Origin of the sequence: Lentzea sp. HUAS TT2, assembly GCF_051853195.1 — a bacterium.
GTDB lineage: Bacteria > Actinomycetota > Actinomycetes > Mycobacteriales > Pseudonocardiaceae > Lentzea.
Genome location: NZ_CP196667.1, coordinates 1213273 through 1236905 on the forward strand (window position 1 = coordinate 1213273; position 23633 = coordinate 1236905).

23 protein-coding genes are annotated in these 23633 nt (G+C 68.4%); 10 read left to right on the forward strand and 13 right to left on the reverse strand.

Annotated elements, in window-relative coordinates:
* Window positions 1-44: 44 nt before the first annotated feature.
* Genes gcl through ACSHWB_RS06100 form a run of 3 tightly spaced genes read right to left on the reverse strand, consistent with a single transcriptional unit; the run spans window position 45 to window position 3349 of the window.
* Window positions 45-1745 carry a glyoxylate carboligase gene (gene gcl, locus ACSHWB_RS06090; protein WP_439661105.1) on the reverse strand — a complete coding sequence of 567 codons (1701 nt, stop codon included), beginning with the start codon at window positions 1743-1745 and terminating at the stop codon, window positions 45-47.
* Window positions 1746-1748: 3 nt separating this feature from the next.
* Window positions 1749-2606, reverse strand: coding sequence for an NAD(P)-dependent oxidoreductase (locus ACSHWB_RS06095; RefSeq protein WP_439661106.1), 858 nt, complete (start codon window positions 2604-2606; stop codon window positions 1749-1751).
* On the reverse strand, window positions 2603-3349 hold the full coding sequence (locus ACSHWB_RS06100) for a hydroxypyruvate isomerase family protein (RefSeq protein WP_439661107.1): 747 nt from the start codon (window positions 3347-3349) through the stop codon (window positions 2603-2605). Before ACSHWB_RS06100 ends, ACSHWB_RS06095 begins: the two co-directional genes overlap by 4 nt.
* Before the next feature lie 84 nt (window positions 3350-3433).
* On the opposite strand from ACSHWB_RS06100, the gene uraD reads away from it, so the two are divergent.
* Window positions 3434-3955, forward strand: a complete 522-nt coding sequence (gene uraD / locus ACSHWB_RS06105; protein WP_439661108.1) for a 2-oxo-4-hydroxy-4-carboxy-5-ureidoimidazoline decarboxylase — start codon at window positions 3434-3436, stop codon at window positions 3953-3955.
* Window positions 3956-3959: 4 nt separating this feature from the next.
* Entirely contained in the window at window positions 3960-4838 is an 879-nt protein-coding gene (gene pucL, locus ACSHWB_RS06110) for a factor-independent urate hydroxylase (RefSeq protein WP_439661109.1), read from the forward strand.
* On the opposite strand, the gene ACSHWB_RS06115 is transcribed toward pucL, so the two are convergent.
* The 4 genes from ACSHWB_RS06115 to aceB form a co-directional block, all read right to left on the reverse strand.
* Window positions 4765-6045, reverse strand: coding sequence for an FAD-dependent oxidoreductase (locus tag ACSHWB_RS06115; RefSeq protein WP_439661110.1), 1281 nt, complete (start codon window positions 6043-6045; stop codon window positions 4765-4767). The genes pucL and ACSHWB_RS06115 overlap by 74 nt on opposite strands.
* Before the next feature lie 30 nt (window positions 6046-6075).
* Complete coding sequence (locus ACSHWB_RS06120) at window positions 6076-6543, reverse strand: Imm1 family immunity protein (protein WP_439661111.1); 468 nt, start codon at window positions 6541-6543, stop codon at window positions 6076-6078.
* Between the two features lie 75 nt (window positions 6544-6618).
* Window positions 6619-7788: a DUF6986 family protein gene (locus ACSHWB_RS06125; RefSeq protein ID WP_439661112.1), complete on the reverse strand. Its 1170-nt coding sequence runs from the start codon at window positions 7786-7788 to the stop codon at window positions 6619-6621.
* The gene (gene aceB, locus ACSHWB_RS06130; RefSeq protein ID WP_439661113.1) at window positions 7788-9272 is read right to left on the reverse strand and encodes a malate synthase A; all 1485 of its coding nucleotides are present in this window, start codon (window positions 9270-9272) and stop codon (window positions 7788-7790) included. The genes ACSHWB_RS06125 and aceB overlap by 1 nt, the downstream gene beginning before the upstream one ends.
* A 77-nt stretch (window positions 9273-9349) precedes the next feature.
* On the opposite strand from aceB, the gene ACSHWB_RS06135 reads away from it, so the two are divergent.
* Window positions 9350-10096 carry an IclR family transcriptional regulator gene (locus ACSHWB_RS06135; protein WP_439661114.1) on the forward strand — a complete coding sequence of 249 codons (747 nt, stop codon included), beginning with the start codon at window positions 9350-9352 and terminating at the stop codon, window positions 10094-10096.
* Between the two features lie 80 nt (window positions 10097-10176).
* On the opposite strand, the gene ftsY is transcribed toward ACSHWB_RS06135, so the two are convergent.
* The gene (gene ftsY, locus ACSHWB_RS06140) at window positions 10177-11463 is read right to left on the reverse strand and encodes a signal recognition particle-docking protein FtsY (protein ID WP_439661115.1); all 1287 of its coding nucleotides are present in this window, start codon (window positions 11461-11463) and stop codon (window positions 10177-10179) included.
* A 120-nt stretch (window positions 11464-11583) separates the two neighbouring features.
* Here ftsY and ACSHWB_RS06145 point away from each other — a divergent pair, with 120 nt between their 5' ends.
* Complete coding sequence (locus ACSHWB_RS06145) at window positions 11584-12714, forward strand: anhydro-N-acetylmuramic acid kinase (RefSeq protein ID WP_439664530.1); 1131 nt, start codon at window positions 11584-11586, stop codon at window positions 12712-12714.
* Complete coding sequence (locus tag ACSHWB_RS06150) at window positions 12702-14276, forward strand: sodium:solute symporter (RefSeq protein WP_439661116.1); 1575 nt, start codon at window positions 12702-12704, stop codon at window positions 14274-14276. Before ACSHWB_RS06145 ends, ACSHWB_RS06150 begins: the two co-directional genes overlap by 13 nt.
* On the opposite strand, the gene ACSHWB_RS06155 is transcribed toward ACSHWB_RS06150, so the two are convergent.
* Complete coding sequence (locus ACSHWB_RS06155; protein WP_439661117.1) at window positions 14226-15149, reverse strand: GNAT family N-acetyltransferase; 924 nt, start codon at window positions 15147-15149, stop codon at window positions 14226-14228. The genes ACSHWB_RS06150 and ACSHWB_RS06155 overlap by 51 nt on opposite strands.
* 88 nt (window positions 15150-15237) lie before the next feature.
* Between ACSHWB_RS06155 and ACSHWB_RS06160 the strand changes: the two genes are divergently transcribed.
* The 3 genes from ACSHWB_RS06160 (at window position 15238) to ACSHWB_RS06170 (ending at window position 16893) form a co-directional block, all read left to right on the forward strand.
* Window positions 15238-15687, forward strand: a complete 450-nt coding sequence (locus ACSHWB_RS06160) for a tetratricopeptide repeat protein (RefSeq protein ID WP_439661118.1) — start codon at window positions 15238-15240, stop codon at window positions 15685-15687.
* Window positions 15688-15815: 128 nt separating this feature from the next.
* Entirely contained in the window at window positions 15816-16154 is a 339-nt protein-coding gene (locus ACSHWB_RS06165; RefSeq protein WP_439661119.1) for a hypothetical protein, read from the forward strand.
* A gap of 25 nt (window positions 16155-16179) precedes the next feature.
* Window positions 16180-16893: a lysophospholipid acyltransferase family protein gene (locus ACSHWB_RS06170; RefSeq protein ID WP_439661120.1), complete on the forward strand. Its 714-nt coding sequence runs from the start codon at window positions 16180-16182 to the stop codon at window positions 16891-16893.
* Window positions 16894-17048: 155 nt separating this feature from the next.
* Here ACSHWB_RS06170 and smc read toward each other — a convergent pair whose 3' ends face one another.
* Genes smc through ACSHWB_RS06190 form a run of 4 tightly spaced genes read right to left on the reverse strand, consistent with a single transcriptional unit; the run spans window position 17049 to window position 22264 of the window.
* Window positions 17049-20756 carry a chromosome segregation protein SMC gene (smc, locus tag ACSHWB_RS06175; RefSeq protein WP_439661121.1) on the reverse strand — a complete coding sequence of 1236 codons (3708 nt, stop codon included), beginning with the start codon at window positions 20754-20756 and terminating at the stop codon, window positions 17049-17051.
* A 60-nt stretch (window positions 20757-20816) separates the two neighbouring features.
* The gene (locus tag ACSHWB_RS06180; RefSeq protein ID WP_439661122.1) at window positions 20817-21455 is read right to left on the reverse strand and encodes an anti-sigma factor family protein; all 639 of its coding nucleotides are present in this window, start codon (window positions 21453-21455) and stop codon (window positions 20817-20819) included.
* Complete coding sequence (locus ACSHWB_RS06185; RefSeq protein ID WP_093593275.1) at window positions 21452-21958, reverse strand: sigma-70 family RNA polymerase sigma factor; 507 nt, start codon at window positions 21956-21958, stop codon at window positions 21452-21454. Before ACSHWB_RS06185 ends, ACSHWB_RS06180 begins: the two co-directional genes overlap by 4 nt.
* 33 nt (window positions 21959-21991) lie before the next feature.
* Window positions 21992-22264 (reverse strand): acylphosphatase, encoded by a 273-nt coding sequence (locus ACSHWB_RS06190; protein ID WP_093593272.1) that lies wholly within the window; start codon window positions 22262-22264, stop codon window positions 21992-21994.
* Window positions 22265-22345: 81 nt separating this feature from the next.
* Between ACSHWB_RS06190 and ACSHWB_RS06195 the strand changes: the two genes are divergently transcribed.
* Window positions 22346-23083, forward strand: coding sequence for a CAP domain-containing protein (locus ACSHWB_RS06195; protein ID WP_439661123.1), 738 nt, complete (start codon window positions 22346-22348; stop codon window positions 23081-23083).
* Between the two features lie 22 nt (window positions 23084-23105).
* Window positions 23106-23579, forward strand: a complete 474-nt coding sequence (locus tag ACSHWB_RS06200; RefSeq protein WP_439661124.1) for a hypothetical protein — start codon at window positions 23106-23108, stop codon at window positions 23577-23579.
* Window positions 23580-23633 lie beyond the last annotated feature (54 nt).

Below are 23633 nucleotides of genomic sequence, written 5' to 3' on the forward strand. Positions count from 1 at the left end.
ACTGTCATTCAGTACGAAAGCGCCCCGCGTGCGATCACGGTGGGTCACGGCAGCGGCTCGAATTCCTTCATCGCGGCGATCGACGTGCCGTTCGCGGTGTTGCCCTCGCGTTCGATCATGATCTCCACGAGGACGGGGCGGCTGGTCCTGTCAGCCTCCTTGCGCGCCCACTCCAGCGAGCCGCGGATCTCGCTCGGATCGGCGACCCGGATGCCGGAGCAGCCGTAGGCCTCCATGATCTTCACGTTGTCCGAGCCGCTCGTGTCGTAGTGGATGTCGACCTCGTACTTCATGTCGTAGCCGCCGTGGTCCTCCGCCATCCTGATCAGGCCGAGGTACTCGTTGTTCAGCATGATCAGCACGAACGGCACGTCGTACTGGGCGCCGACCGCGAGCTCCTCCACGAGGAACTGGAACGAGTAGTCGCCGACGATGCCGACGACCTCCGCGTCCGGCCGCGCCTTCTTCACGCCGATCGCCGCCGGGATCTCCCAGCCGAGCGGGCCCGCCTGGCCGCAGACCTGGTAGTGCCGCGGCTTGTGCGCCTTCTGGTGCTGGCCGGACCAGATCTGGTAGAGCCCGATGGCCGTGACGAAGTAGGTGTCCGGGCCGTAGAACTCGTTGATCTCCTTGAAGACCCGCGGCGCCTTGACCGGCACGGTCTCGAAGTCCTCGCGCCGCAGCAGCGTCCGCTTGAGCTCCTGGCAGCGGCCGACCCACTCGCCGGCCGCGCGCGGACCCCGTGCGCGGGCCTTCTCCAGGAGCGCCTGCAGGAACAGCTTGGTGTCCGCGACGATCCCGAGGTCGGGCCCGAACACCTTGCCGATCTGCGTCGGCTCGACGTCGACGTGGATGAACTTGCGGTCGCCGCGGTAGGTCGCGAGGTCACCGGTGTGCCGGTCGCCGAAGCGCGCGCCCAGCGCCAGCACCAGGTCCGACTCCAGGAACGACGCGTTGCCGTAGCGCTGCGAGGTCTGGATGCCGGTCATGCCCGCGTAGAGCGGGTGGTCCTCGTCGATCGCACCCTTGCCCATCAGCGTGGCCTGGATCGGGATCTGCAGGAGCTCAGCCAGGTCCAGCAGCTCGGCGGACGCCTCGCCGAGGATGACACCGCCACCCGCGAGCAGCAGTGGACGTTCCGCGGCCAGCAACATCTCCAGCGCGCGCTCGACCCGTGCGTCAGAAGGCACGCTTTTGGGCACCGGCAACGGTTCGTCGATGCTGGAGTCCCACTCGATCTCCTGCTTCTGCACGTCGATCGGCAGGTCGATCAGGACCGGGCCGGGCCTGCCGGAGCGGGCGATCCGGAACGCCTCGCGGAAGATCCACGGCATCTGCGCGGCTTCCTTGACCTGCACCGCCCACTTCGTGACGGGCGCGGCGATCGAGACGATGTCGACGGCCTGGAACGCCTCCTGGTGCAGCTTGGAGACCGCGGCCTGGCCGGTGATGCACAGGATCGGCACGGAGTCCGCCTGCGCGGTGTAGAGCCCGGTGATCATGTTCGTGCCGGCCGGACCAGAGGTGCCGATCGCGACGCCGACGTTGCCGGTCGTGCGCGACCAGCCGTCCGCCATGTGGGTCGCGCCCTCCTCGTGCCGCACGATCAGGTGCTCGATCGAGCCGTCCTGCTCCATCGCCTTGTACAGCGGGAGGATCGCGGCGCCGGGGCAGCCGAACACGACGTCGATGCCCTCGGACTTGAGGACCTCGACGACCGCTTGCATGACTGGGATCTTCGGCATGTGTCAGGCCCTTCCCGCGAAGTTCTCGATGACCTTGAGCAGCGCGGAGTGGTCGAGCGACCCGTAACCCTGCGCGCGTGCCGCCGCGACCAGTGCGGCGATCTGGTTGGTGACCGGCAGCGCGACGTCGGCGGCACGTGCCGCGTCCAGTGCGATGCCCATGTCCTTGTGGTGCAGGTCGATCCGGAAGCCCGGCTGGAACTCGCGCGCGATCATCGACTCGCGCTTGAGGTCCAGGATCCGGTTCGCCGCGAGACCGCCCGCGAGCACGTCCAGGCCCGCCTTCGGGTCGACGCCGGACGCCTCCAGCAGCACGATCGACTCCGCGACGAGGGCGTAGATGCCGCCGACCATCAGCTGGTTCGCGGCCTTCACGACCTGGCCGGCGCCGTGCGGTCCGACGTGGACGATCGTCTTGCCGACGACCTCCAGGAACGGCCTGGCCGCGGCGAAGTCCTGTTCCTCGCCTCCGACCATGATGCTGAGCGACGCCTGCACGGCGCCGGTCTGGCCGCCTGACACGGGCGCGTCGAGCACGCGGACGTTCGAGAGCTTCTTCGCGATGTCGATCGACGTGGACGGACGGATCGTGCTCATGTCGATCAGCAGCGTGCCGTCGTCGAAAGTGACCTCGTCGATCACCGCCTCGACCTGCGGGTGGTTCGGCAGCATCGTGATGACGACCTCGGCGCCGCTCACGGCCTCCTGTGCTGTGGCAGCCGCCTTGCCGCCGTCGGCGACGAGCTTCTCCAGCGAGGCCGAGCTGAGGTCGAAGCCCGTCACGTCGTGCCCGGCGGCTACGAGGTGGGCCGCCATCGGGCTGCCCATGATGCCGAGTCCGATGAAACCGATGCGGGTCATGCGTTGTCCCTCCAAGCGAAGGAGTGGGTGACGGGCTTGTACTCGGCGCCCACGAAGCCCGTGTAGCCGTTGGCGCGGAGTTTCTGCAGGTGCCCGAAGAGGTCGAGCTCGCCGGTACCGGGCTCGCCGCGTCCGGGAGCGTCGGCGATCTGCACGTGACCGATGCGGTCGACGTGGTCGGCGAGGAGGTCGAGGTCGTCGCCGTTCGTGGCGAGGTGGTAGAGGTCCGCGAGCAGCTTCACGTTGCCGCGGTCGATCTCGTCGATGAGCTCGAACGCCTGGTGGGCGGTCTTGATCGGGTACTTCGGCGCGCCGCTGAGCGGTTCGATCACGAGCTGGGCGCCTGCCTCGGCCGCGACGTCGGCGGCGAAGCGGTAGTTGGAGACGGTCTGCGCGGTCGTCTCGAAGTTGCCGTGCAGCGCGTTGAGCGTGCGGCAGCCGAGGCGGGCCGCGATGGCCGCGGTGATCTCGACGTTCGCGCGGAACTCCGTCTCGCGGCCGGGCCAGCTCGCCAGCCCGCGGTCTCCCGCCGGCATGTCGCCCGCGTAGAGGTTCAGGCCGACGAGGCGCACCTGCGCGTCGACGATGGCGCCCTCGAACGCCTCGATCTCCCGTGTCTCGGGTACGGCGTCCGCGAACGGCCACCAGATCTCGACCGCGTCGAACCCGGCGGCCTTGGCGGCTCGAGGACGCTCCAGCAGCGGTAGCTCCGTGAAGAGCATGGACAGGTTTGCGTCGAACATCTTGGATGCGTTCCTTCCACATAGCGGAAGTTGGATTTCGTACTACGGAGACACTAGACATCTCGCGCAGCCCGGGTCAAGAATGTGGAAGTTCAATTCCGCGATACAGAATCTTGGAGAACCGTGGACAGCTTCAACAGCGCCCCGGAGGCCGAACTGCGACCTCTCCTCTCCGAGTGCCTCGCGGTACCCCGCTGGATCGACGCGATGGTGGCGGGCAGGCCCTACGCGTCGATGGATGCACTCCTCGCGGCTTCTTCGGTTGCCGCACAAGGACTTTCCGACGAGGAGGTGCTCGGCGCCATCGCCGGGCACCCGCGCATCGGCGAACGACAGAAGACAGGTGGGGTGTCGGCGAGGTGGTCGCGGTCCGAACAGTCCGGCGTGGACAGCTCCCAGGCTGATCGCCTGGCGGCGGCCAACGCCGCGTACGAGGATCGGTTCGGGCACATCTACCTGGTGTGCGCGACCGGCCTGAGCGGTGCGGAGATGCTCGGCAACCTGTCCAGTCGCATGGACAACCCGCCGGATGTCGAGCTCCGCGTCGTCAACGACGAACTCGCGAAGATCGCCGCCTTGCGGCTGCAGAAGCTGATCGGGAGCTGATTTCATGGCCATCGTCCTGGGCCCCAACCAGTACGGGAAGGCGGAGAACCGCCTCGTCACGGTGTCGCGCAACGGTTCCGTGCACACCGTCAAAGACCTGACCGTCAGCACCTCGCTGCGCGGAGACCTCGCCGACACGCACCTCACCGGCGACAACACCAAGGTGCTCGCGACCGACACGCAGAAGAACACCGTCTACGCCTTCGCCAAGCAGGCGCCGGTCGGTGAGATCGAGGACTTCGCGCTGCGGCTGGGCCGGCACTTCGTCGGCACGCAGGAGGCCATCTCCGGCGCGCGGATCCTGATCGACGAGCACGCGTGGGAGCGCATCGACGGCCACGACCACGCGTTCTCGCAGGGGTCGAACGAGAAGCGCACCACCGCCGTGACGATCGAGGGCTCTCAGGCCTGGGTCGTGTCGGGCGTGCGCGACCTCGTGGTGCTGAAGTCGACGGGTTCGGAGTTCCACGGCTATCCGAAGGATCCGTACACGACGCTGAAGGAGACCGACGACCGGATCCTGGCGACGTCGGTGACGGCCCGCTGGCGTTACGTGAACACGGACGTCGACTGGGCGAAGTCGTACGCCGAGATCCGGTCCGTGATGCTGAAGACGTTCGCGGACAAGCATTCCCTGTCGTTGCAGCAGACGCTGTACGCGATGGGCGAGGCGGTGCTGAACGCGCGCTCCGAGGTAGCAGAGGTGCGGCTCTCCATGCCGAACAAGCACCACTTCCTGGTGGACCTCAGCGCGTTCGGCCTGGAGAACGACAACGAGGTCTTCTACGCCGCGGACCGTCCGTACGGGCTCATCGAGGGGTCGATCCTGCGGGACGACGCCCCGGACGCCGGTCTGGCCTGGAGTACTTTGCCAGCCTTCTGAACACCACCGGGTTGAGCAGGCTCGCCGGCGTCGCGACCATGTGCACGACCCGGACGAAGCGGCGGAACAGGTCGGGGTCGCGCACGATCCCGGCCTGCCACTTCTTCAGGTACCAGCCGAGCAGCCCACCGCGCTGGGACTCCACCCAGCTGCGGTCGGCGTTGCTGGACATCGCCCACGGCACCTGCGAGGCCTTGGCGACCTTCCGCTGGAACGCCCGGCATCCCTTGGCGCTGAAGTCCCGGTGCTGCCGGAACAACAGCGCCTGCATCGCCGCCACCGTGATCCCCTGCCCGTACACGGGGTTGAACGCGCACACCGCATCTCCCACCGCGACGAGCCCGCCCGGCCAGCCCGGCACGTCCTCGAAAGCGTTGCGACGACTGGCAGTGCGCGCGAACAGGTAGACGGGCGTGAGCGGTTCGGCCTCGGCGAGCAGCTCCGAGATGGGCACCCGCAACGAGTCCAGGAACTCCTGGAACCCGTCGAGATCGCGCGGAGGGTGGTCTCCGACGGCGCCCTGTGCGGTGACCATGATCCGGTCGCCCTCGACGCGCATCGCCGCGACACCGCGCGGCAGGTCCGGCGCGGACAGACTTTCCGCGTACACCACGGGAAAACCCTCCGGCGCGGTGTAGATCCGCGTCGCGTACCCGGTACCGGAGTCGACCACCTCGGGCTTCGGCGTGGTGATCCCCGCGGCGGCGAGCCAGGCCGGCAGCTTCGACGACCGGCCGGACGCGTCCACGACCAGGTCCGCGTCGATCCTGCCGTCCTTGGTGAGCACGCCGTCGACCACGCCGTCGCGGAACGACAGCCCGGTGACGTGCACACCGCTCACGATCTCGGCGGTGACCCGTCGCCGGATGCAGGTCTCCAGCAACGGCCGGCTCAACGACAGCAGCGGCATGCCCAGGTGCGTCTTGGCGAGCCAGCCGAGCGGGTTGAGGATCTGCATGTCGCCCGCGTCGGCGAGCACTGCCCCCTCCGCCACCAGCTCGTCGCGCAGACCGGGGAACAGCTCCTCCAGGAGCTCGCCGCCGCGCACCAGCAGTCCGTGCGTGTGCCTGCCCTGCGGCACGCCCGCGCGGTACTCGGGCACGTTCGTCAGCTCATCGCGTTCCAGGACAACGACTTCGTGAGACTCGCCCAGCACGCGAGCCGCCAGCAAGCCGGCGATTCCCCCACCCATCACCACGGCCTTCATACGGCCATTCAACCAGCGACCAGCTGAGAGTCAGCGGTTCTCCGTAGTGCGCAACGACATCTGCTGGTCGCGCCACGAGTGGAACAGGTCCGCCTCGGAGTACCAGTCGACCCCGGTCGGCCGTTCGCCGGAGATCATGAACTCGATCAGCAGCTGCCGGAACAGGCACAGCGGCACGCCGACACCGGGCGGGAAGTCCGTGTACTTCTCGTTGACGTACGGCGCTTCCTCGGTGCCCTTCGGCCACCCCATGAAGCCGTTGTCGACGTAGTACATGTAGCCCCACGCGCCACGCACGGCGAGCACGACGTTGTGGTCCGGGTCGCCCTCCGCGGTGAGGTTGCGGCCGAAGTGGTCGAGCGACCCGTCGTTGCACTCGGGCCGCCCCAGCAGCCTGATCAACGTGTCCACATCCGCCTCGCACGCGACGACCTGGTACTTGTGCTCGGCAGCGTCGAGGTCGGGTAGCCCGGTCCACAGGCCCGCTCGCATGCTCATGCGAGCCACCCTGCACCCATTGCCCGCACTATTCGACACCCATTGACAGAACCACACGAACGGGTGATGACCCGATCAGCTCGAACGGGTGGCGAGGCCCCTCAGTGCTGACTCGTCCAGACCCGTCGCCACCTGCACTTCCACCGGATCGAGCGCACCGCAGTCCACCGCTCGGAGGAAGAACGAGGACAGCGCCTGGGCGGTCGCGGGCTCGTCCAAAACGCCTCCTGAGACGTTCTGCACGTACGCCTTCAAACGTGCCGCGTTCGCTTCCAGACCTTCGCGGTAGAAACCGTAAACAGCCGCATATCGTGTCACCAGTTGTGCCGGGTGGAGGTCCCAACCCTGGTAGAAACCGTGCTCCAGCGAACGTCGTGTGAGCCGGTAGTGCGTGTCCCAGCCGTGCTTCTTCTGGTCGCCTACCGGAAGCACGTTGGTGGAGCCGTCGGACAGCCGCACACCCGTGCCAGCTGCGGAAACCTGCATCACGTGCCGGGCGAAGTCGCACGCGCCGTGGGCGAGGTGCTGCTGCGCGGCGGACAGCCCGCAGCCCGCCGTGTAGTCGTAGGTGCCGAAGTGCAGACCTGTCACCCGGCCGCGGCCCGCCTCGATGAACCGCGGGATCGCGAGACGACCCTCGCGGTCCACAATGGACTGCGTGGTCTCGACCTGGATCTCGAACCTCAGATCGCCGCCGAAGAGGTCGAGCACCTCCCCGAACACCTCGACCTGGTCGACTGATGTCACTTTGGGAAAAGTGATGACGAAACCTGGCGGGATCTCTCCCAGTGCTGTCAGGAAGATGTCCAGCGTGCGCAGTCCTCGCTCGCGCAGCTCTGCCGTGTCGAACGACTTGATCCGCAGCCCGAACGACGGCGGCGCGGTGCCGTCGGCGACCCAGCGCGAGACGAGGTTCGCCGTGCTCTCGGCGTCCATGTCCTCGACGTCGTCCTCGGGCGCGCCGTAGCCGTCCTCGAAGTCGATCCGCAGGTCCTCGATCGGCTCCTTCGCGAGCTTCGCCTCGACGCGCTTCAGCACGCCCTCGGGGAGTTCCGGCAGGAGTTCCGGTTCGATCGACTCCAGCGCCTCGCGGCCCCAGTCGGCGATCGTGGACCCGATGATGCGGCCGGCGGGCACGTAGCACGTGTGCACGGGCTGACGGCCCGACGGCCAGCTGCGTTCCACTGTGGACAGCCGCGCGGTCACCCGCGCGACGTCCTCAGGGGACAGCGATGTCTCGTACATCAGATGCGCTCGTACGCCGGCAGCGTCAGGAAGTCCACGAAGTCCTCGGACAACGCGACCTGCTCGAACAGCTCGACGGCCGCCGCGACGTGCGGGCCTTCCAGCTCGTTGCCCACGCGCGCCAGCACTTCCCGCACGGCGTCGGCGGTGACCTGCGTGCCGTCGTCGAGCACGACCTTGTTGTTGATCCACTGCCAGATCTGGGACCTGCTGATCTCCGCGGTGGCCGCGTCCTCCATCAGGTTGTGGATCGCCGCGGCGCCGTTGCCGCCCAGCCAGGACGCGATGTAGCGCACGCCGACGTCGACAGCGGCCTCCAGGCCTGCCCGCGTGGCCGAGCCACCGGCGGACTTGAAGTCCAGCAGCTGCTCTGCCGTGACGCTGACCTCCGGACGCTGCTTGTCGATCTGGTTCGGCCGGTCGCCCAGCACCCCGTCGAAGATCTCGCGGCAAATCGGCACGAGATCAGGATGCGCCACCCACGACCCGTCGAAACCATCGTTCGCCTCGCGCGTCTTGTCCTCGCGGACCTTGCGCAGCGCGTTCTCGGTGACCTCGGGATCACGCCGGTTCGGGATGAACGCGGCCATGCCACCCATGGCGAACGCCCCGCGCTTGTGGCACGTCTTCACCAGAAGCTCGGTGTACGCGCGCATGAACGGCGCCGTCATCGTCACGCTGTTGCGGTCCGGCAGCACGTAGTCCGCACCCGCGTCACGGAAGTACTTGATGACGCTGAAGAGGTAGTCCCAGCGACCGGCGTTGAGCCCAGACGCGTGGTCGCGCAGCTCGTAGAGGATCTCCTCCATCTGGAACGCGGCCGGAATCGTCTCGATGAGCACCGTCGCACGGATCGTGCCGTGCGGGACGTTCAGCAACTGCTGCGCCGTCGTGAAGACGTCGTTCCACAGCCGTGCTTCGAGATGCGACTCCATCTTCGGCAGGTAGTAGTACGGCTTGCCGATCTCGGCGTTGTGGAAGAAGTGCAGTCCGAAGTCGACCAGCGCACCCACGGCGTTCTTGCCGCCGAACTGGAGGTTGCGCTCGTCGAGGTGCCAGCCGCGCGGCCGCACGACGATCGTGGGGTACGGCCCGCCCTTGAGCTTGTACTCCTTGCCCTCCGGCGAGGTGAACTCGATCGTCTCCCGTGCCGCCTCGTACAGGTTCACCTGCCCCTGCACGACGTTGTCCCAGTGCGGCGTGTTCGCGTCCTCGAGGTCCGCGAGCCACACCTTCGCCCCGGAGTTCAGCGCGTTGATCGTCATCTTGCGCTCGGTGGGCCCGGTGATCTCGACGCGCCGATCGCGCAGTGCCTCCGGCGCCTCGGCCACCTGCCACTCACCGTCGCGAACGCTTCGGGTCTCGGCGAGGAAACCGAGCGGCCGGCGCTCCTTGCGAAGGGCGAGCAACTCGTCCCTGCGGGCGGCGTGCGCCTCGTGCAGCTTCGCGACGAACTCAAGAGCCTCTTCGGTCAGGACCTGCACCTGGATCCACCTCTCTCGGTTTTGCTGTGTGGACTATAGTTTTTGCATTGCGGAACTGCAACGAGAGGAGCCGCACCGTGACGACAGGTGGCGTGCAGTCCCTGCAAAGAGCCTTCGACCTGCTCGAACGCCTGGCGGACGCGGGCGGCGAAGCGTCGCTCTCGGAGCTCGCGGCATCGTCAGGGCTACCCCTGCCCACGATCCACCGGCTCATCCGCACCCTTGTCACGCTGGGCTATGTGCGCCAGAACAGCAACCGGCGCTACACCCTCGGCTCGCGCCTGATCCGCCTCGGCGAGACGGCTTCACGCCAGTACGGCACGTGGGCGCGGCCGTTGTTGTCGCAGCTCGTCGACTCGGTCGAGGAGACCGCGAACCTCGCTGTGCTGGACGGCGACGAGGTCGTCTACGTGGCGCAGGTGCCGTCGAAGCACTCGATGCGCATGTTCACGGAGGTGGGCAGGCGGCTGCTGCCGCACGGCACCGGTGTGGGCAAGGCGATGCTGTCGCAGCTGCCGCGTGCGGACGTGCGCGCGCTGCTGGAACGCACGGGCCTGCCCGCGTACACGTCGAACACGATCACGGACGCGACCCAGCTCTTGGACTCGCTGGACGAGATCTCGGCGCGCGGGTTCGCGTTGGACGAGTCCGAACAGGAACTGGGCGTGCGGTGCATCGCGGTGCCGGTGATCGGCGGGCCGACGCTGGCCGCGGTGTCGGTGTCGGGCCCGGAGGGACGGCTCACGAAGGACGCGGTGAACCGCATCCTCCCTGAGGTGCTGGCGGTGGCGAAGAAACTCGCCGACCAGGCCGCAACAGCCTGACCCCCTGCTGCTCGCCGCACGCGGGGACCTTTCGTACTGCATGACAGTACGAAAGGTCCCCGCGTGCGGCGAAGAAGCCGCTAGCCGAGCAGGGCGTCCACGAAGGCGCCCGGCTCGAACGGCGCCAGGTGGTCGGCGCCTTCACCGAGACCGACGAGCTTCACCGGCACGCCGAGCTCGCGCTGCACCTGGAAGACGATGCCGCCCTTGGCCGTACCGTCCAACTTGGTCAGCACGATCCCGGTGATGTCCACCTGCTCGGCGAAGACCCGGGCCTGCGTCAACCCGTTCTGCCCGGTGGTGGCGTCCAGGACCAGCAGCACCTCGTCCACCACCGCCTGCTTCTCGACGACGCGCTTGACCTTGCCGAGCTCGTCCATCAGGCCCTTCTTGGTGTGCAGGCGCCCAGCGGTGTCGATCAGCACCGTGTCGACCCCGGTGTCCATACCGCGCTTCACCGACTCGAAGGCAACAGAAGCAGGGTCTCCACCCTCCGGCCCGCGCACGGTCTCCGCGCCGACCCGCTTGCCCCAGGTCTCCAGCTGGTCGGCAGCGGCCGCGCGGAACGTGTCAGCGGCACCGAGCAGAACAGTCCGCCCGTCAGCGACCAGCACGCGCGCCAGCTTGCCGGTGGTGGTGGTCTTGCCGACGCCGTTGACACCCACGACGAGCAGCACCGCGGGCTTGCCCTCGTGCGGCAGCGCCTTCAAGGACCGGTCCATCCGCGGTCCGAGAGCGTCGACCAGCACGGTGCGCAGCAACGCCTGCGCCTCCTCCTCGGTCCGCACGCCGGCACCGGCGATCTTCGACCGGAGGGTCGAGACGATCTCGGTGGTCAGCGCCGCGCCCAGGTCCGCGATCAGCAGCGTGTCCTCGACGTCCTGCCACGAGTCCTCGTCCAGGTCGCCGGCGCCCAGCAGCCCGAGCAGCGACGTGCCGAACGCGTTGCGCGACTTCGAGAGCTTGCCGCGCAGCCGCTCCAGGCGGCCGGAGGTGGGCTCGATCTCCTCGACCTCGGACGCCTCGACGGGCAGGTCGACCTCGACGAAACCGCGCTTCTCCGAGTCGCGCGGCACGGAGGCGTCGTCGCCGACACCCGGCTGGCCGTCGACCTCGGTCCTGTCGGCCACCGGGTGCTCGACCGGTGCCACCTCGGCGACGGCCACCGCCTCGGCATCGGTGGCGTCGGGGGCGGCCGGAGTGAGCGAGATCCCGGACGACGCCTGGTATCCGCCAGGCCTCGGCGTCTCCTCCTTCTGGGTCAGGCTGATGCGACGGCGACGCGTCAGCACCACACCGGTCACCAGCGCGGCAGTCAGCACGACCGCCACGACGACGAGGATCAGGACAAGGGAGGACGTTGGCACGGGCTCATGGTTTCACAGACCCGCATGTGACCTGTCAACCATGTATTGCTCATTTAGGCGAAGATTTCACCAAAGCTCTTGCGTCCCGCCACAGTGTGGAATAGACCACACGTCGTGAGGGTGATCGGACTGATTTCCGGCACGTCGATGGACGGCATCGACGTCGCCGTCGCCGACCTGTCGATCAACGGTGACGTCGTCGAGCTCGTGCCGGTGCAGTGTGCCGAGCACCCGTTCCCGAAGGACCTGCTGGAGAAACCGCGGGACCTCGCTGAAGTGTGCGCCTTCGACACGTCGCTGGGGCAGGCTTTCGGTGAAGTCGCCGCCGGGTACCTGCCGGCGGACCTGATCTCCTCGCTCGGGCAGACCGTGCACCACGAGGTGCAGGACGGCGACTGCCTCGGCACGCTGCAGCTCGGCCAGCCCGCCTGGATCGCCGAACGGACCGGCCTCCCCGTGATCGCCGACCTCAGGGTCCGCGACGTCGCCGCGGGTGGCCAGGGGGCACCGCTGGCGAGCACCCTCGACGCGCTGTGGCTCACCGGCATGGTCGGCGACGCACCGGCGATCGCGCTCAACATCGGCGGCATCGCGAACATCACGGTCGTCAGACCCGGCAGCCCGCCGCTGGCCTACGACACCGGCCCCGGCAACGCGCTGATGGACGCCGTCATGGAGGTCCTCTCCCGCGGCGAACGACGCCAGGACACCGACGGCGAGTTCGCGCGCAGGGGCACCGTTCGCGAGGACGTCCTCAAGAAGCTCCTCGCCGACCCGTACTACGCGAAGCCGTGGCCGAAGTCGACGGGCAAGGAGCACTTCAACGCCGAGTACCTCCAGGGCTTTCCCACGGTCCAGGCCGAGGACATGCTCAGGACCCTCGCCGAACTGACCGCCCGCACCATCGCGGACGCCTGCCGCGCGCACGACGCGAGCACGGTCGTCGCGTCCGGTGGCGGCATGCGCAACCCGGTGCTGGTCGAGGCGCTGGAGAAGGCGCTCGACCCCATCCCGTTGAAGATCAGCGACTCGCTGGGCCTGCCGCGCGACGGCAAGGAGGCCTACCTCGCCGCGCTGCTCGGATTCCTGACGTGGCACGGGGTCGCGGGCAACACGCCGTCCGCGACCGGCGCGTCCGGACCGCGGCTGCTCGGCAGCATCACCCCCGGCGACGGGCCGCTGCGACTGCCCGAACCCGTCACCGGTCCAGTGACCAAGCTGAATGTGGGGGAACCGAAGTGCGCGGACTAGACCTCGCGATCATCGTCCTGTTCCTCGTCGGCATGCCGTTGCTGGGCATGTGGATCGGCGGCAGGCAGAAGTCGTCCACCGACTACTTCGTCAGCGAGAAGCGCATCTCCTGGTGGGTCGTCTGCCTGAGCGTGGTCTCCGCGGAGACGTCGACGCTGACCGTGCTGAGCGTGCCGGTGATCGCGTACATGGCGACGCCCGCGCAGGGCGGCATGACGTATCTGACGCTCGCGCTCGGCTACATCGTCGGCCGCATCATCGTCAGCTTCGTGCTGCTTCCCCGCTACATCGCCGGTGATCTCGTGACGGCGTACGCGTTCCTGGGCCAGCGCTACGGCAACGGCATGCGCGCAACGGCGTCCGTGACGTTCCTCTTCACGCGCCTGCTCGCGGACGGCATCCGGCTCTTCGCCACGGCGATCCCGATCAAGCTGGTGCTCGCGCAGTACGGCATCAACGCCAACTACTGGACGATCATCCTGGCGCTCGGCATCGCGATGGTGTTCTACAGCTTCTTCGGCGGCGTGCGCGCGGTCGTGTGGGTCGACGCCATCCAGATGCTCTGGTACGTGCTGGGCGGCGTGATCGTCATCTGGTGGCTCTCCGGCCAGCTGCCCGACGGCTGGTTCTCGAAGGCCGTCGACGTCGACAAGTTCCAGATCTTCGACTTCACCTCGTCACCGCTGACGGGCGCCTACCCTTTCATCGCCGCGTTCTTCGGCGGCGCGCTGCTGTCGATGGCCTCGCACGGCGCGGACCAGCTGATCGTGCAGCGGCTCATGTCCACGAAGGACGTGAAGTCCGCGCAGAAGGCGTTGATCGCCTCCGGTTTCGTGGTGTTCCTGCAGTTCGCGTTCTTCCTGTTCATCGGCGTGATGATGTGGGCCTTCTACAACGGCGTCGACCCGGTGAAGGACCTGAAGCTCGGCAACAAGGACGAGCTCTTCGGCTACTTCATCGTCAACTCGCTGCCGTCGGGCCTGTCCGGCTTCGTGATCGCCGGCATCCTCGCGGCCGCGCTGTCGTCGTCGTTGGGCGCCTTGGCCTCCAGCACCGTCACAGACGTCTACGAACGCATCCGCAGGACCCCGATGACCGACGAGGAACGCCTGCGCCACGGGCGGATCTGGACCCTCGTGTGGGCGGGTCTGCTGATCGTGTGCGCGGGCCTGTTCGCCTCCTCGAACAAGACCACGGCGGATCCGATCGTGGTGCAGGCGCTCGGCATCGCCGGCTACACCTACGGCGCGCTGCTCGGGGCCTTCCTCCTCGGCCTCATCTTCAAGCGCGCCAGTCAGGTGGACGCGATCATCGCGTTCGTGTCGACGGTGCTGGTCGTCGGTTTCGTGATTCTCGGTGTCAAGTTCGCCGGCAGCACACCGACGATCAACTTCGGCAAGGCCACGGCTGACCTGAAGTCCTTGACCGGCTGGTGGAACACGCCCCTGGGGGTGACGGTCACCTTGCTCGTGGGTGGGTTGCTGTCAGTGCGACATCATTTGGGTAGCCATTCACGCCGGGTGCCGGTACGCGACGAGCTCGATGTGAAGGCGGAATCCTAGGCGGGCGAACATGTGCTGCGACGACTCGTTGCCCGCGTGGATCGACGCGGCGGCCTGCGGCCTGGCGCCGTGGTCCGCCGCGAGTTTCCACAGCAGTTCGGTGACGAGCGCGGCACCCACGCCCTGACCGCGAACCTCGGGTTCGACGGCCACGAAGTCGACGTAGTACTCCTCGGGTTGGGCCTTGCCGGCGGCGTACCCGAGCACACGTTGGCCGTCCATCGCGACGACGACCGTGCGTTTGGCCGGCTCTGACTCGACGAGTTGTTTGCCGGACAAGTACGTGTGCGGGAAACATCGCTCGTGCAGCACGGCGACGGCCTCGTGCACGAACCGATCTGTCGGGAGGACGCGCATCTCGCGGTCGCTGGGACACTTGGCGTCCCTGAGCAGCAGCGTGCGCAGATCCCCGTTGTCGAGTATGTGGATGGCACTGGCCTTGCCCGCGCTGAAGGCGTGCCGTTCGGCGAACGCCGCCAGCCGCTTGTGGGCGGTGTGCCCGTAGAGCTCGAGGTCGGTGATGCCGGTGAGGAGCTCGGTGGCGCGCCGGAACATCGCGTCGGCGGTCTGGTCCCAGATGCGGCTGCCCGCCGGGTGGTTGACCGGTACGTCGACGAACGGTCCGTGCAGCCACGCACGGCCGAGCTCGGCATCGACCTCCACGCTGAGCATGCCCGTGATGTTGTCGTCTGCGTCGACGGCCACCACCGTGCAGTCCGCCCAGCTGGGCTCGAACTCGCCGAGCTCCGCGCGGAGCTCTTCGACTGTCTCACCGAGGTACCCGATGTGATGCGCGTTGTCGGCCTGGAGCCGGACCAGCAGCGCCATCGTGGCGCCGAGGTCGCCAGGTTCGGCGAAACGGATGTCGTACATAGGAGGAATGGTTGCTCGCACGGCCGTTCGAAGCGAGGGGTTTTCCTGGACCAAGGTCACGATCGCGCGGCACTGTAAAATGGCGCGGATGCCCACCGTTCCAGAACTCGACGAGCTGGCCTCCAGGACCGAGCTGGCCCAGGCCAAGGCCCACGCGGGCGACTTCAGGGGCGCCGCCTCCGAGTTCAGGGCACTCTCCAGGGACTACGCGCGGACAGCAGGCGCGGACGACCCGCAGACGCTCGCCGTCCGGCTGGACCTCGCGCGGGTGCTCGGCACGGCGAAGCAGTACGCCAGGGCCATCGACACCTGCGAACCGCTGCTGCGCGACCAGGTTCGCGTGCTGGGTCCCGACCACGCCGACGTGCTGGAGACCCGGCAGCTGCTCGCCAGCCTGCGCTACTCGGCCGGTGACGCGGCGGGGGCGGCCGAGGACCTGGAGCAGTTGCTGGCCGCGTTGTCCCGCGTGCTCATGCCCACTCACGACCGGATCACGAAGGTGAAGCGCGACATCGCGTTCTTGAAGCGCACTACATGACGTGCGAGACATCACTCACACCGGTGGACTCCGCGACGCTGGTATGCCACCTCACGAACACCGACGTCGCAGGCACAACACCCAGATTCGGGCTTGCAGGGCAGGTGAGGGTGGGGGACTCTTCTACGGTGAGTGAGGAAACGATCCAACTCGATCTCAACGAATCCGGGGTGGCTGTCGACCTGCCCTTGCCGGCGAACATCCGGGACGGTGTCCAGGGCGTTCCCTACCGGCCGGTCGAATTCCGAGACGATGATCTTCCGTCAGCTCTGGAACGTGCTGCCGCCTGGTTGCGGCAGACCCAGGACTGGCTGGGCGAACCCGTGGACGTGATCGCAGTCCATCTGGACTATGACGACACCCATGGCAACCCGTACTACGACCTCAAGCTGCTGTGCAACGACGAGGATCTGGCGGGCGTGCCGAAGGTCATGCGAGAACACGAAGGGTCCGCTACCGGCCAGTAGGTTTCCTAGGCTAGCGTTAGGAAGCATGTCGGATCGCGTATATCCCCCGGTGATCGCCGCAGCGAAGCTCATGTTCAAGGTGCTCGACGTGCGGCTCACCGTGGAGGGGGCGCACCACGTCCCGCGCACAGGTGGAGCGGTACTGGCGTCGAACCACGTCAGCTACCTCGACTTCATCTTCGCGGGATACGGGGCGCATCCCTCGGGGCGCCTCACGCGGTTCATGGCGAAGCACGAGATCTTCGCCAACAAGATCGCAGGCCCGCTCATGCGCGGCATGCACCACATCCCCGTCGACCGGAGCGCGGGCCAGGCCTCCTACCAGCAGGCCCTGTCCGCGCTCCGCACCGGCGAGGTCGTCGGGATCTTCCCCGAGGCCACGATCAGCCGATCGTTCACGGTCAAGGACATCAAGTCCGGCGCGAACCGCCTGGCCCACGAGGCCGGCGTGCCGATCATCCCCGTCGCGCTGTGGGGCACCCAGCGACTGTGGACCAAGGGCCGTCCCAAGGACCTGACCCAGCGGCACGTCCCCGTCACCATCCTCATCGGCGAGCCGTTCGAGCCCGCCCCCGGCGACTCCGGTGACGACGTGCTGCGCAAGCGGATGCAGGAGCTGCTCGACACCGCACAGGCCGCGTACCCGACGGAGCCGGGCGCCTGGTGGGCGCCGAGGCACCTCGGTGGCACCGCGCCCACGCCCGAGGAAGCGGCCGCGTTGGACGCTCGCGGCGCCTGACCTGGCGATACAAGGTTTCCACAAGCATCGTCCGGCAGAGTGGGCCGTGCGCACCTGGAACGGTGAGGTTGGGACTGGGGGATCTCACACCACCAGGTGCCAGGCCGCGGTCGGAGCCGGTTCAAGCCCCCCAGGCACCCGCTCCGACCGCCCCTTCACGCCTCTGCTTCCGCCGGTTCCGGCGAAGGTTCCGCAGTCTCAGCGGGCTCAGCGGGCTCAGCGGACTCCACGGGCTCGGCGGACTCCACGGACTCGACGGCCTCGGCAACGGGCTTCGCCGCCGCACGCGCGGGCTCGTCGCTCGAGTTGCGCAGCCGCTGCGAGATCACCTGCGAGATGCCGTCACCGCGCATCGAGACGCCGTACAGGGCGTCCGCGATCTCCATGGTCGGCTTCTGGTGCGTGATGATCAGCAGCTGCGACTTCTCCCGCAGCTGCTCGAACAGGCTGATCAGCCGGTGCAGGTTCGTGTCGTCCAGCGCGGCCTCGACCTCGTCCATCACGTAGAACGGTGAGGGGCGGGCGCGGAAGATCGCGACCAGCATCGCGACCGCGGCCAGCGACTTCTCGCCACCGGAGAGCAGCGACAGGCGCTTGACCTTCTTGCCGGGCGGACGGGCCTCGAGCTCGATGCCGGTGGTCAGCATGTCGCCGGGCTCGGTCAGCACCAGCCGGCCCTCGCCACCGGGAAACAGGACCTTGAAGACGATCTCGAACTCGCGCGCCACGTCCTCGTAGGCCAGCGTGAAGACCTCAAGGATCTTGTCGTCGACCTCCTTCACGACGGTGAGCAGGTCGCGGCGGGTGTCCTTGATGTCCTCGAGCTGCGTGGAGAGGAACTTGTAGCGCTCCTCCAGCGCGGCGAACTCCTCCAGCGCGAGCGGGTTCACCTTGCCCAGCAACGACATGTCGCGCTCGGCGCGCTTGGCGCGGCGGGCCTGGGTGTCGCGGTCGTACGGCATCGGCTGCGGCTCGGAGACCTGCTCGCCGCGTTCCTTGGCCGCCTGGTACTCGGCCATCTCCGCGGCCGACGCGGGCACCAGGACGTCGGGGCCGTACTCGTTGACGAGGTCTTCCAGGCCGATGCCGAAGTCCTCGGCGATCTTGGATTCCAGCTGCTCGATGCGCATGCGCTGCTCGGCGCGCATGACCTCGTCGCGGTGCACGGCGTCGACGAGCTTCTCCAGCTCGCCGGACATCTCACGCACCAGCGCGCGCACCTGGGTCAGCAGAAGCTCGTGCTGCGCACGGCGTTCCTGCGCCTGATCGCGTTCACGGGCGGCACGGGCCAGCGAGATCTGGATGCGTTCCAACGCCTGCTCGCCGCCGTGCGCGACGGCCTTCGCCACCACGGCACCACGGGCGCGGTGCTGGGTCGCGCGGGCGTGGCGTTCGCGTGCCTCACGCTCGGCGCGCGCGGCCCGACGCAGACCCTCTGCCTTGCCCTGCAACGCCCGTGCGCGCTCTTCCGCGGTGCGCTGCACCAGACGTGCGTCCATCTCGCCCTGACGCGCCTGAGCCAGCTCCGCGGCCAGCGCGTCCCGCTGGTCGGTGTCCGGCTCGTCGTCGAGGGTCTGCTCCTCCTCGGCCATCAGCAGCCGCTCTTCGAGCTCGGCCAGCTTCATCAGGGCTTCCTCGCGCGACCGCTCGACCTTGCCGCGGGCCTCGGAGATGCGGCTGACCTCGGCCTGCGCGGACCGCACGGCCGTGGCCATCCGGTTCAGCCGCTCGCCGGAGCGGGCCTGCCGGACCTTGGCCTCCTGCACGGCCTCCTTGACCGCGTCGAGCACCTTGCGACGGGCCTGCTGCTCGGCACGGGCGCCCTCCAGCGCGGCCGAGGCGTGCTCCAGCGCCCGTTCCGCGGTCGCGAGCTGCTCCTGCGCCTCGTCGACGGCGGCCTGCACCTCGATGACGCTCTGCCCCTGGCCACCCGAACCGCCGACCGCCCAGTCCGTGCCGAACAGGTCGCCATCGCGAGTCACCGCGCGGACGTTCATCCTGGCCGCGGTGTCCAGATCGTCCACCACGGCAAGGCGATCGAGCGCGCGGGCCAGTGCCGGGCGCAACGCCTCCGGCGCGTGCACGACGTCGATCGCCCAGCGCGCGCCCTGCGGCAGGTAGCCCCACTGCGACGTGTCCACAGTGGATCCATGCGAGCCGATCAGCACACCCGCGCGGCCGGCGTCCTTCTCCTTCAACAACTTCAGCGCCTGCAGCGCGCCGTCGCCGGACGACACCGCGACGGCGTCGGCGATCGGGCCGAGGGCTGCGGCCAGCGCCACCTCGAAGCCGGGTTCGACGGTCAGCAGCGCGGCGACGGACCCCAGCAGGCCCGGCACGTCCGACGCGAGCAGCGCGCCCGCACCGTCCTTGCGCGTGAGGCCCAGCGAGAGGGCGTCGACGCGGGCGCGCCACGACGCGATGTCGCGTTCCGCGGTGCGTTCGGCCTTGACCAGCTCCTCGACGCGCTGCCTGGCCGCGTCGTTGGACTGCACGGCCTGGTGGTGGCGTTCGTCGAGACCGTGGTCGTCCTCGTCCTCGGTGCCGGTGATCTCCTGGGCCTCTGCCAGCTCCATCGACGCGTACTCGGCGCGTTCGGAGGCCTCTGACAGCGTGACGGAGAGGCGTTCGATCTCCTCGGCGGTCGCGTTCGTCTTGCTGCGCAACGCTTCCACCTGACCGGACAGGCGGGCGAGGCCCTCCCGGCGGTCGGCGATCGCGCGGACGGCGGCGATGTGCGCCTTCTCCGCCTGCGAGACCATGCGCTCCAGCTCGGCGCGCGTCTCCACGGCCTCCGCGAGCGCGATGCGGGCCTCGGTCACGCCCTCCTGGAGCTCCAGCTCCATCTCGGCGGTCTCCTCGGCCTCGCGGTCGAGGTCGTCCGGGTCACGTCCGCGCGAGGGCGCGTCCACGACGTCGGACAGGTGGCGGGCGCGTTCGGCGGCGAGCCTCACGGTGCCGCGCAGACGTTCCTCCAAAGCGGACAGCCGGTACCAGGTGTCCTGCGCGGCCTGCAGCTTCGGCGAGTCGGCCGCGACCCGCTCCTCCAGCTCGTTCTGCTGGTACTGCGCCGACTGCAACGACTTCTCGACCTCGGCACGGCGCACGCGGGCCTTCGCCTCGTCGTGCTCCTCCTGCGCGATGGTCTCGCGCTGCGTCACCAGGTCGTCGGCGAGCAGGCGGAGCTTGCTGTCCCGCAGCTCGGACTGGACGACCTGCGCGCGGCGGGCGATCTCGGCCTGCTTGCCGAGGGGCTTGAGCTGGCGGCGCAGTTCCGCGGTGAGGTCGGTGAGGCGCGTCAGGTTCGCCTGCATCGCCTCCAGCTTGCGCAGCGCCTTTTCCTTGCGCTTGCGGTGCTTCAGGACGCCGGCGGCCTCTTCGATGAACGCGCGCCGTTCCTCCGGTTTGGACTCGAGGATGGCGGCGAGCTGGCCCTGACCGACGATCACGTGCATCTCGCGGCCGATGCCGGAGTCGGACAGCAGTTCCTGGATGTCCATCAGGCGGCACGAGTTGCCGTTGATCTCGTACTCGGTGGCGCCCTCGCGGAACATGCGGCGGGTGATCGACACCTCGGTGTACTCGATCGGCAGGATGCCGTCGGCGTTGTCGATGGTCAGCGTCACCTCGGCGCGGCCGAGCGGCGCGCGGCCGGACGTGCCGGCGAAGATGACGTCCTCCATCTTGCCGCCGCGCAGGTCCTTGGCACCCTGCGTGCCCATCACCCAGCGCAGGGCGTCGAGCACGTTGGACTTGCCGGACCCGTTGGGGCCGACCACACAGGTGATGCCGGGCTCGAAGCGCAGCGTGGTAGCCGAGGCGAAGGACTTGAAGCCCTTCAGCGTCAGGCTCTTGAGATGCACGCCGGGCAGAGTACCCAAGCGTTTGCGTTGGATGCGTTAGGCATGCCGTGACCTGCGCGTCTATGGACGGAGAGTAACCAACAGCCCGCTTTCGTCGGAGACCTCCATGCGTTCGATCTGGTCGACCCGGAACGACGTGGAACCGGGAATCCGCTCGTCAGCGCCGTGATCGGAGCCCCACCAGCCGCCGACCTCCCGCTGGCCCTGCCGGTCGAACACGATGACCTTGCAGCGCGCACCCGGCTTGACCTCGCCGAGCTTGAACCACATCTCGGTGCCCCAGGTCTTCGACACCATCGAGACCTCGCCGTTCACGCCGCTGGCGGCGTCCTTGGCGGCCCAGGTCGGCGTCGGGGGCTGCGACGACGAGGACGGCGGCGCCGCAGTGGGCTGCGACGGCGTCTGCCGCAGGAAGAAACTCCCCCCGGCCAGTGCCAGCAGCACCAGGACGGCAGCACACGCGATCAGCACGCGCCGATGGTCGTGCTTCGGCTCGGGCGGGCAGGCGGGGATCTCGTCGAGGTTCTCGACGTCCGGAAGGCTCAGGCGGCCGAGCAGGCCCGGCAGCGGGGCCAGCCGCAGCATCTCGGCCTGACAGCAGTCGCAGTCGCCGAGATGACGTTCGAACGCGGCCCGTTCCTTGAGGTCGAGCGAGCCGAAGAGGTAGGCGCCGACGTCGACGGTGTGCTGGCAGCTCACGCCTCGGTCACCCCTCTTTCCTCCAGTGCGTCGCGCAGCGCCCGCAGTGCGTAGAAGCAGCGCGACTTGACGGTGCCCGGCGGGATGCCGAGCGTCTTGGCGGCCTCCGCGACGGTGCGGCGGCGGTAGTAGAGCTCGATGACGACCGTCCGGTGCTCAGGCGTGAGCGCCCGCAGCGCCGACGCGATCTGCCACGTCTGCAGCACGTGTTCGACCTGGTCGCTGACCGGTGGCAGGTCCACCGGCTCGAGCGGCACCTCGGTCGCGCGTGCGTTGCGGCGGCGGTAACCGGAGATCACCAGGTTCTTCGCGACCGTGTAGAGCCACGGTGCCGCGTCGTCCGGTTTCAACTCCTCGTGGTGCCGCCACGCGCGGAGCAACGTCTCCTGCACGACGTCCTCTGCCTGCTGGTAGTCGCCGTCGACCAGCCGCAGCACGTAGTGCAGCAGCGGGCCTCTCCAGCGGTCGTACAGCTGGATGAGGACGTCTTCTGAGGAGTCCACGATCTCCTACTACGCCATCTCCTGGAAAACGGTTCAGCGCTCGATGAACCCGGTCAGGTCGCCCCTGGCGTCCGACCACTGCTCACCGACAGATTCGACGTGTCCGGGGGTTTCACCCGAACGGAGAGCATTCAGCAGTTGTTCACAGTTCTCCCGCGAACCCTCGGCAACCACCTCGACCCGGCCGTCGGGCCTGTTCGAAGCACTCCCCACCAGGCCTAGTTCCAGCGCCCGGGCTCGCGTCCACCAGCGAAAACCAACACCCTGCACTCGTCCCCGCACCCAGGCGTTCAGTCGCACGTCCACCTCCGAATGGTGGCGCAGTCACACCAGGTGACCAAAGACGCACTCTGGGGTTGTCACCCATTAGTGGTACGGTCCCGACCCGTGAGTGCCCGCAGCCTCTTACTCGGCCTGCTGATCGGTGCAACCGGAATCGGCGGCCTCGCCCTCTCCGGTACCTCTCCTCTCGGCATCAGCTTCACCAATGCCGCACAGCAGGAGACCACCGACGCAGCGAACCAGTTCGGAACGGGCAACGCCGCCGCACCCAACAGCAACAGACAGCCTTCCGACGGCGGCAACGCAGACCCCGGCGCCCCCGCGTCCCAGACGTCCTCCTCGGTGCCCGCCACCTCGACGACGTCCGAGACGCCCTCCTCCACGCCTTCGACGCCGGCGTCCCCGTCCACCACGACGCCACCCCCCGAGGCGCCGAAGCCGCCCGCGCAGCAACCGCCTCAGCAGCCGACCGGCCAGACGCCGGAGCAGGCCGTGCTCGCGCTCACGAACGACGCCCGTGCCGCGGCGGGATGCAAGGCCCTCGTGATCGACGACCGCATCACGACCGCCGCGCAGGCCCACAGCACGGACATGGCGACCAAGAACTACTTCTCGCACACCTCGAAGGACGGCAGGACGTTCGACGTCCGCATGCGCGAGGCCGGCTACCCGAAGCCGGGCGGCGAGAACATCGCGATGGGCTACCCGACCGCCGCGGCGGTCGTGGACGGCTGGATGAAGTCCACCGGCCACCGCGAGAACATCGAGAACTGCAGCTTCACCACGATGGGCGTAGGCCTCGACACACGAGGCAACTACTGGACCCAGAACTTCGGCCGCTGACCGTTCGAGCAGGGGAAACTTCGTGTACGAGAGCCCGGAACCGGACTCGCGCTCGCGCTTCTTCCGAGGTGCGCCGCAGGTCGTCCTAGCCGCCTCAGGCGTCGTGCTGGCGACCGTCTTCGCCGCTGTCGCCTCGTTCGCCGCGGGCTCGGACAGCGCGTCCCAGTCGCCGGCGACGCAGCCGCCGCGCAAGGAGGCCGTGCGCGACGCCCTGAGCATCGTGCCGACGTCCGCCCCGACCACGAGCGTCGAGCAGACGTCGTCCGTCGCCGAGACCACCACCACCTCGGCGACCACGACGACGAAGAAGCAGACGCGCGTCACGACCATCACGCGTCCCGACGGCACCACGACGACGGTCACGACCGACGACACGCCTCCGGCGAACACGTCGACGACCACCACGACGACCAACAACAACACGACGACGACCACGACTTCGTCGACGACCACCACCACGTCCTCGAGCACGACCACAACGACGCCACCGGCCTAGGGTTACGCCCGTCACCGCCCCGTGACGCACTGCTACACGAAGGTGTGGCGAGAC

Bases quoted from the DNA above. Each gene is read 5' to 3' on its own strand.
- gcl (WP_439661105.1), bottom strand. From the start codon at position 1,745: ATGCCGAAGATCCCAGTCATGCAAGCGGTCGTCGAGGTCCTCAAGTCC.
- ACSHWB_RS06095 (WP_439661106.1), bottom strand. From the start codon at position 2,606: ATGACCCGCATCGGTTTCATCGGACTCGGCATCATGGGCAGCCCGATG.
- ACSHWB_RS06100 (WP_439661107.1), bottom strand. From the start codon at position 3,349: ATGTTCGACGCAAACCTGTCCATGCTCTTCACGGAGCTACCGCTGCTG.
- pucL (WP_439661109.1), top strand. From the start codon at position 3,960: ATGGCCATCGTCCTGGGCCCCAACCAGTACGGGAAGGCGGAGAACCGC.
- ACSHWB_RS06115 (WP_439661110.1), bottom strand. From the start codon at position 6,045: ATGAAGGCCGTGGTGATGGGTGGGGGAATCGCCGGCTTGCTGGCGGCT.
- ACSHWB_RS06120 (WP_439661111.1), bottom strand. From the start codon at position 6,543: ATGAGCATGCGAGCGGGCCTGTGGACCGGGCTACCCGACCTCGACGCT.
- ACSHWB_RS06125 (WP_439661112.1), bottom strand. From the start codon at position 7,788: ATGTACGAGACATCGCTGTCCCCTGAGGACGTCGCGCGGGTGACCGCG.
- ACSHWB_RS06155 (WP_439661117.1), bottom strand. From the start codon at position 15,149: ATGTACGACATCCGTTTCGCCGAACCTGGCGACCTCGGCGCCACGATG.
- ACSHWB_RS06160 (WP_439661118.1), top strand. From the start codon at position 15,238: ATGCCCACCGTTCCAGAACTCGACGAGCTGGCCTCCAGGACCGAGCTG.
- ACSHWB_RS06170 (WP_439661120.1), top strand. From the start codon at position 16,180: ATGTCGGATCGCGTATATCCCCCGGTGATCGCCGCAGCGAAGCTCATG.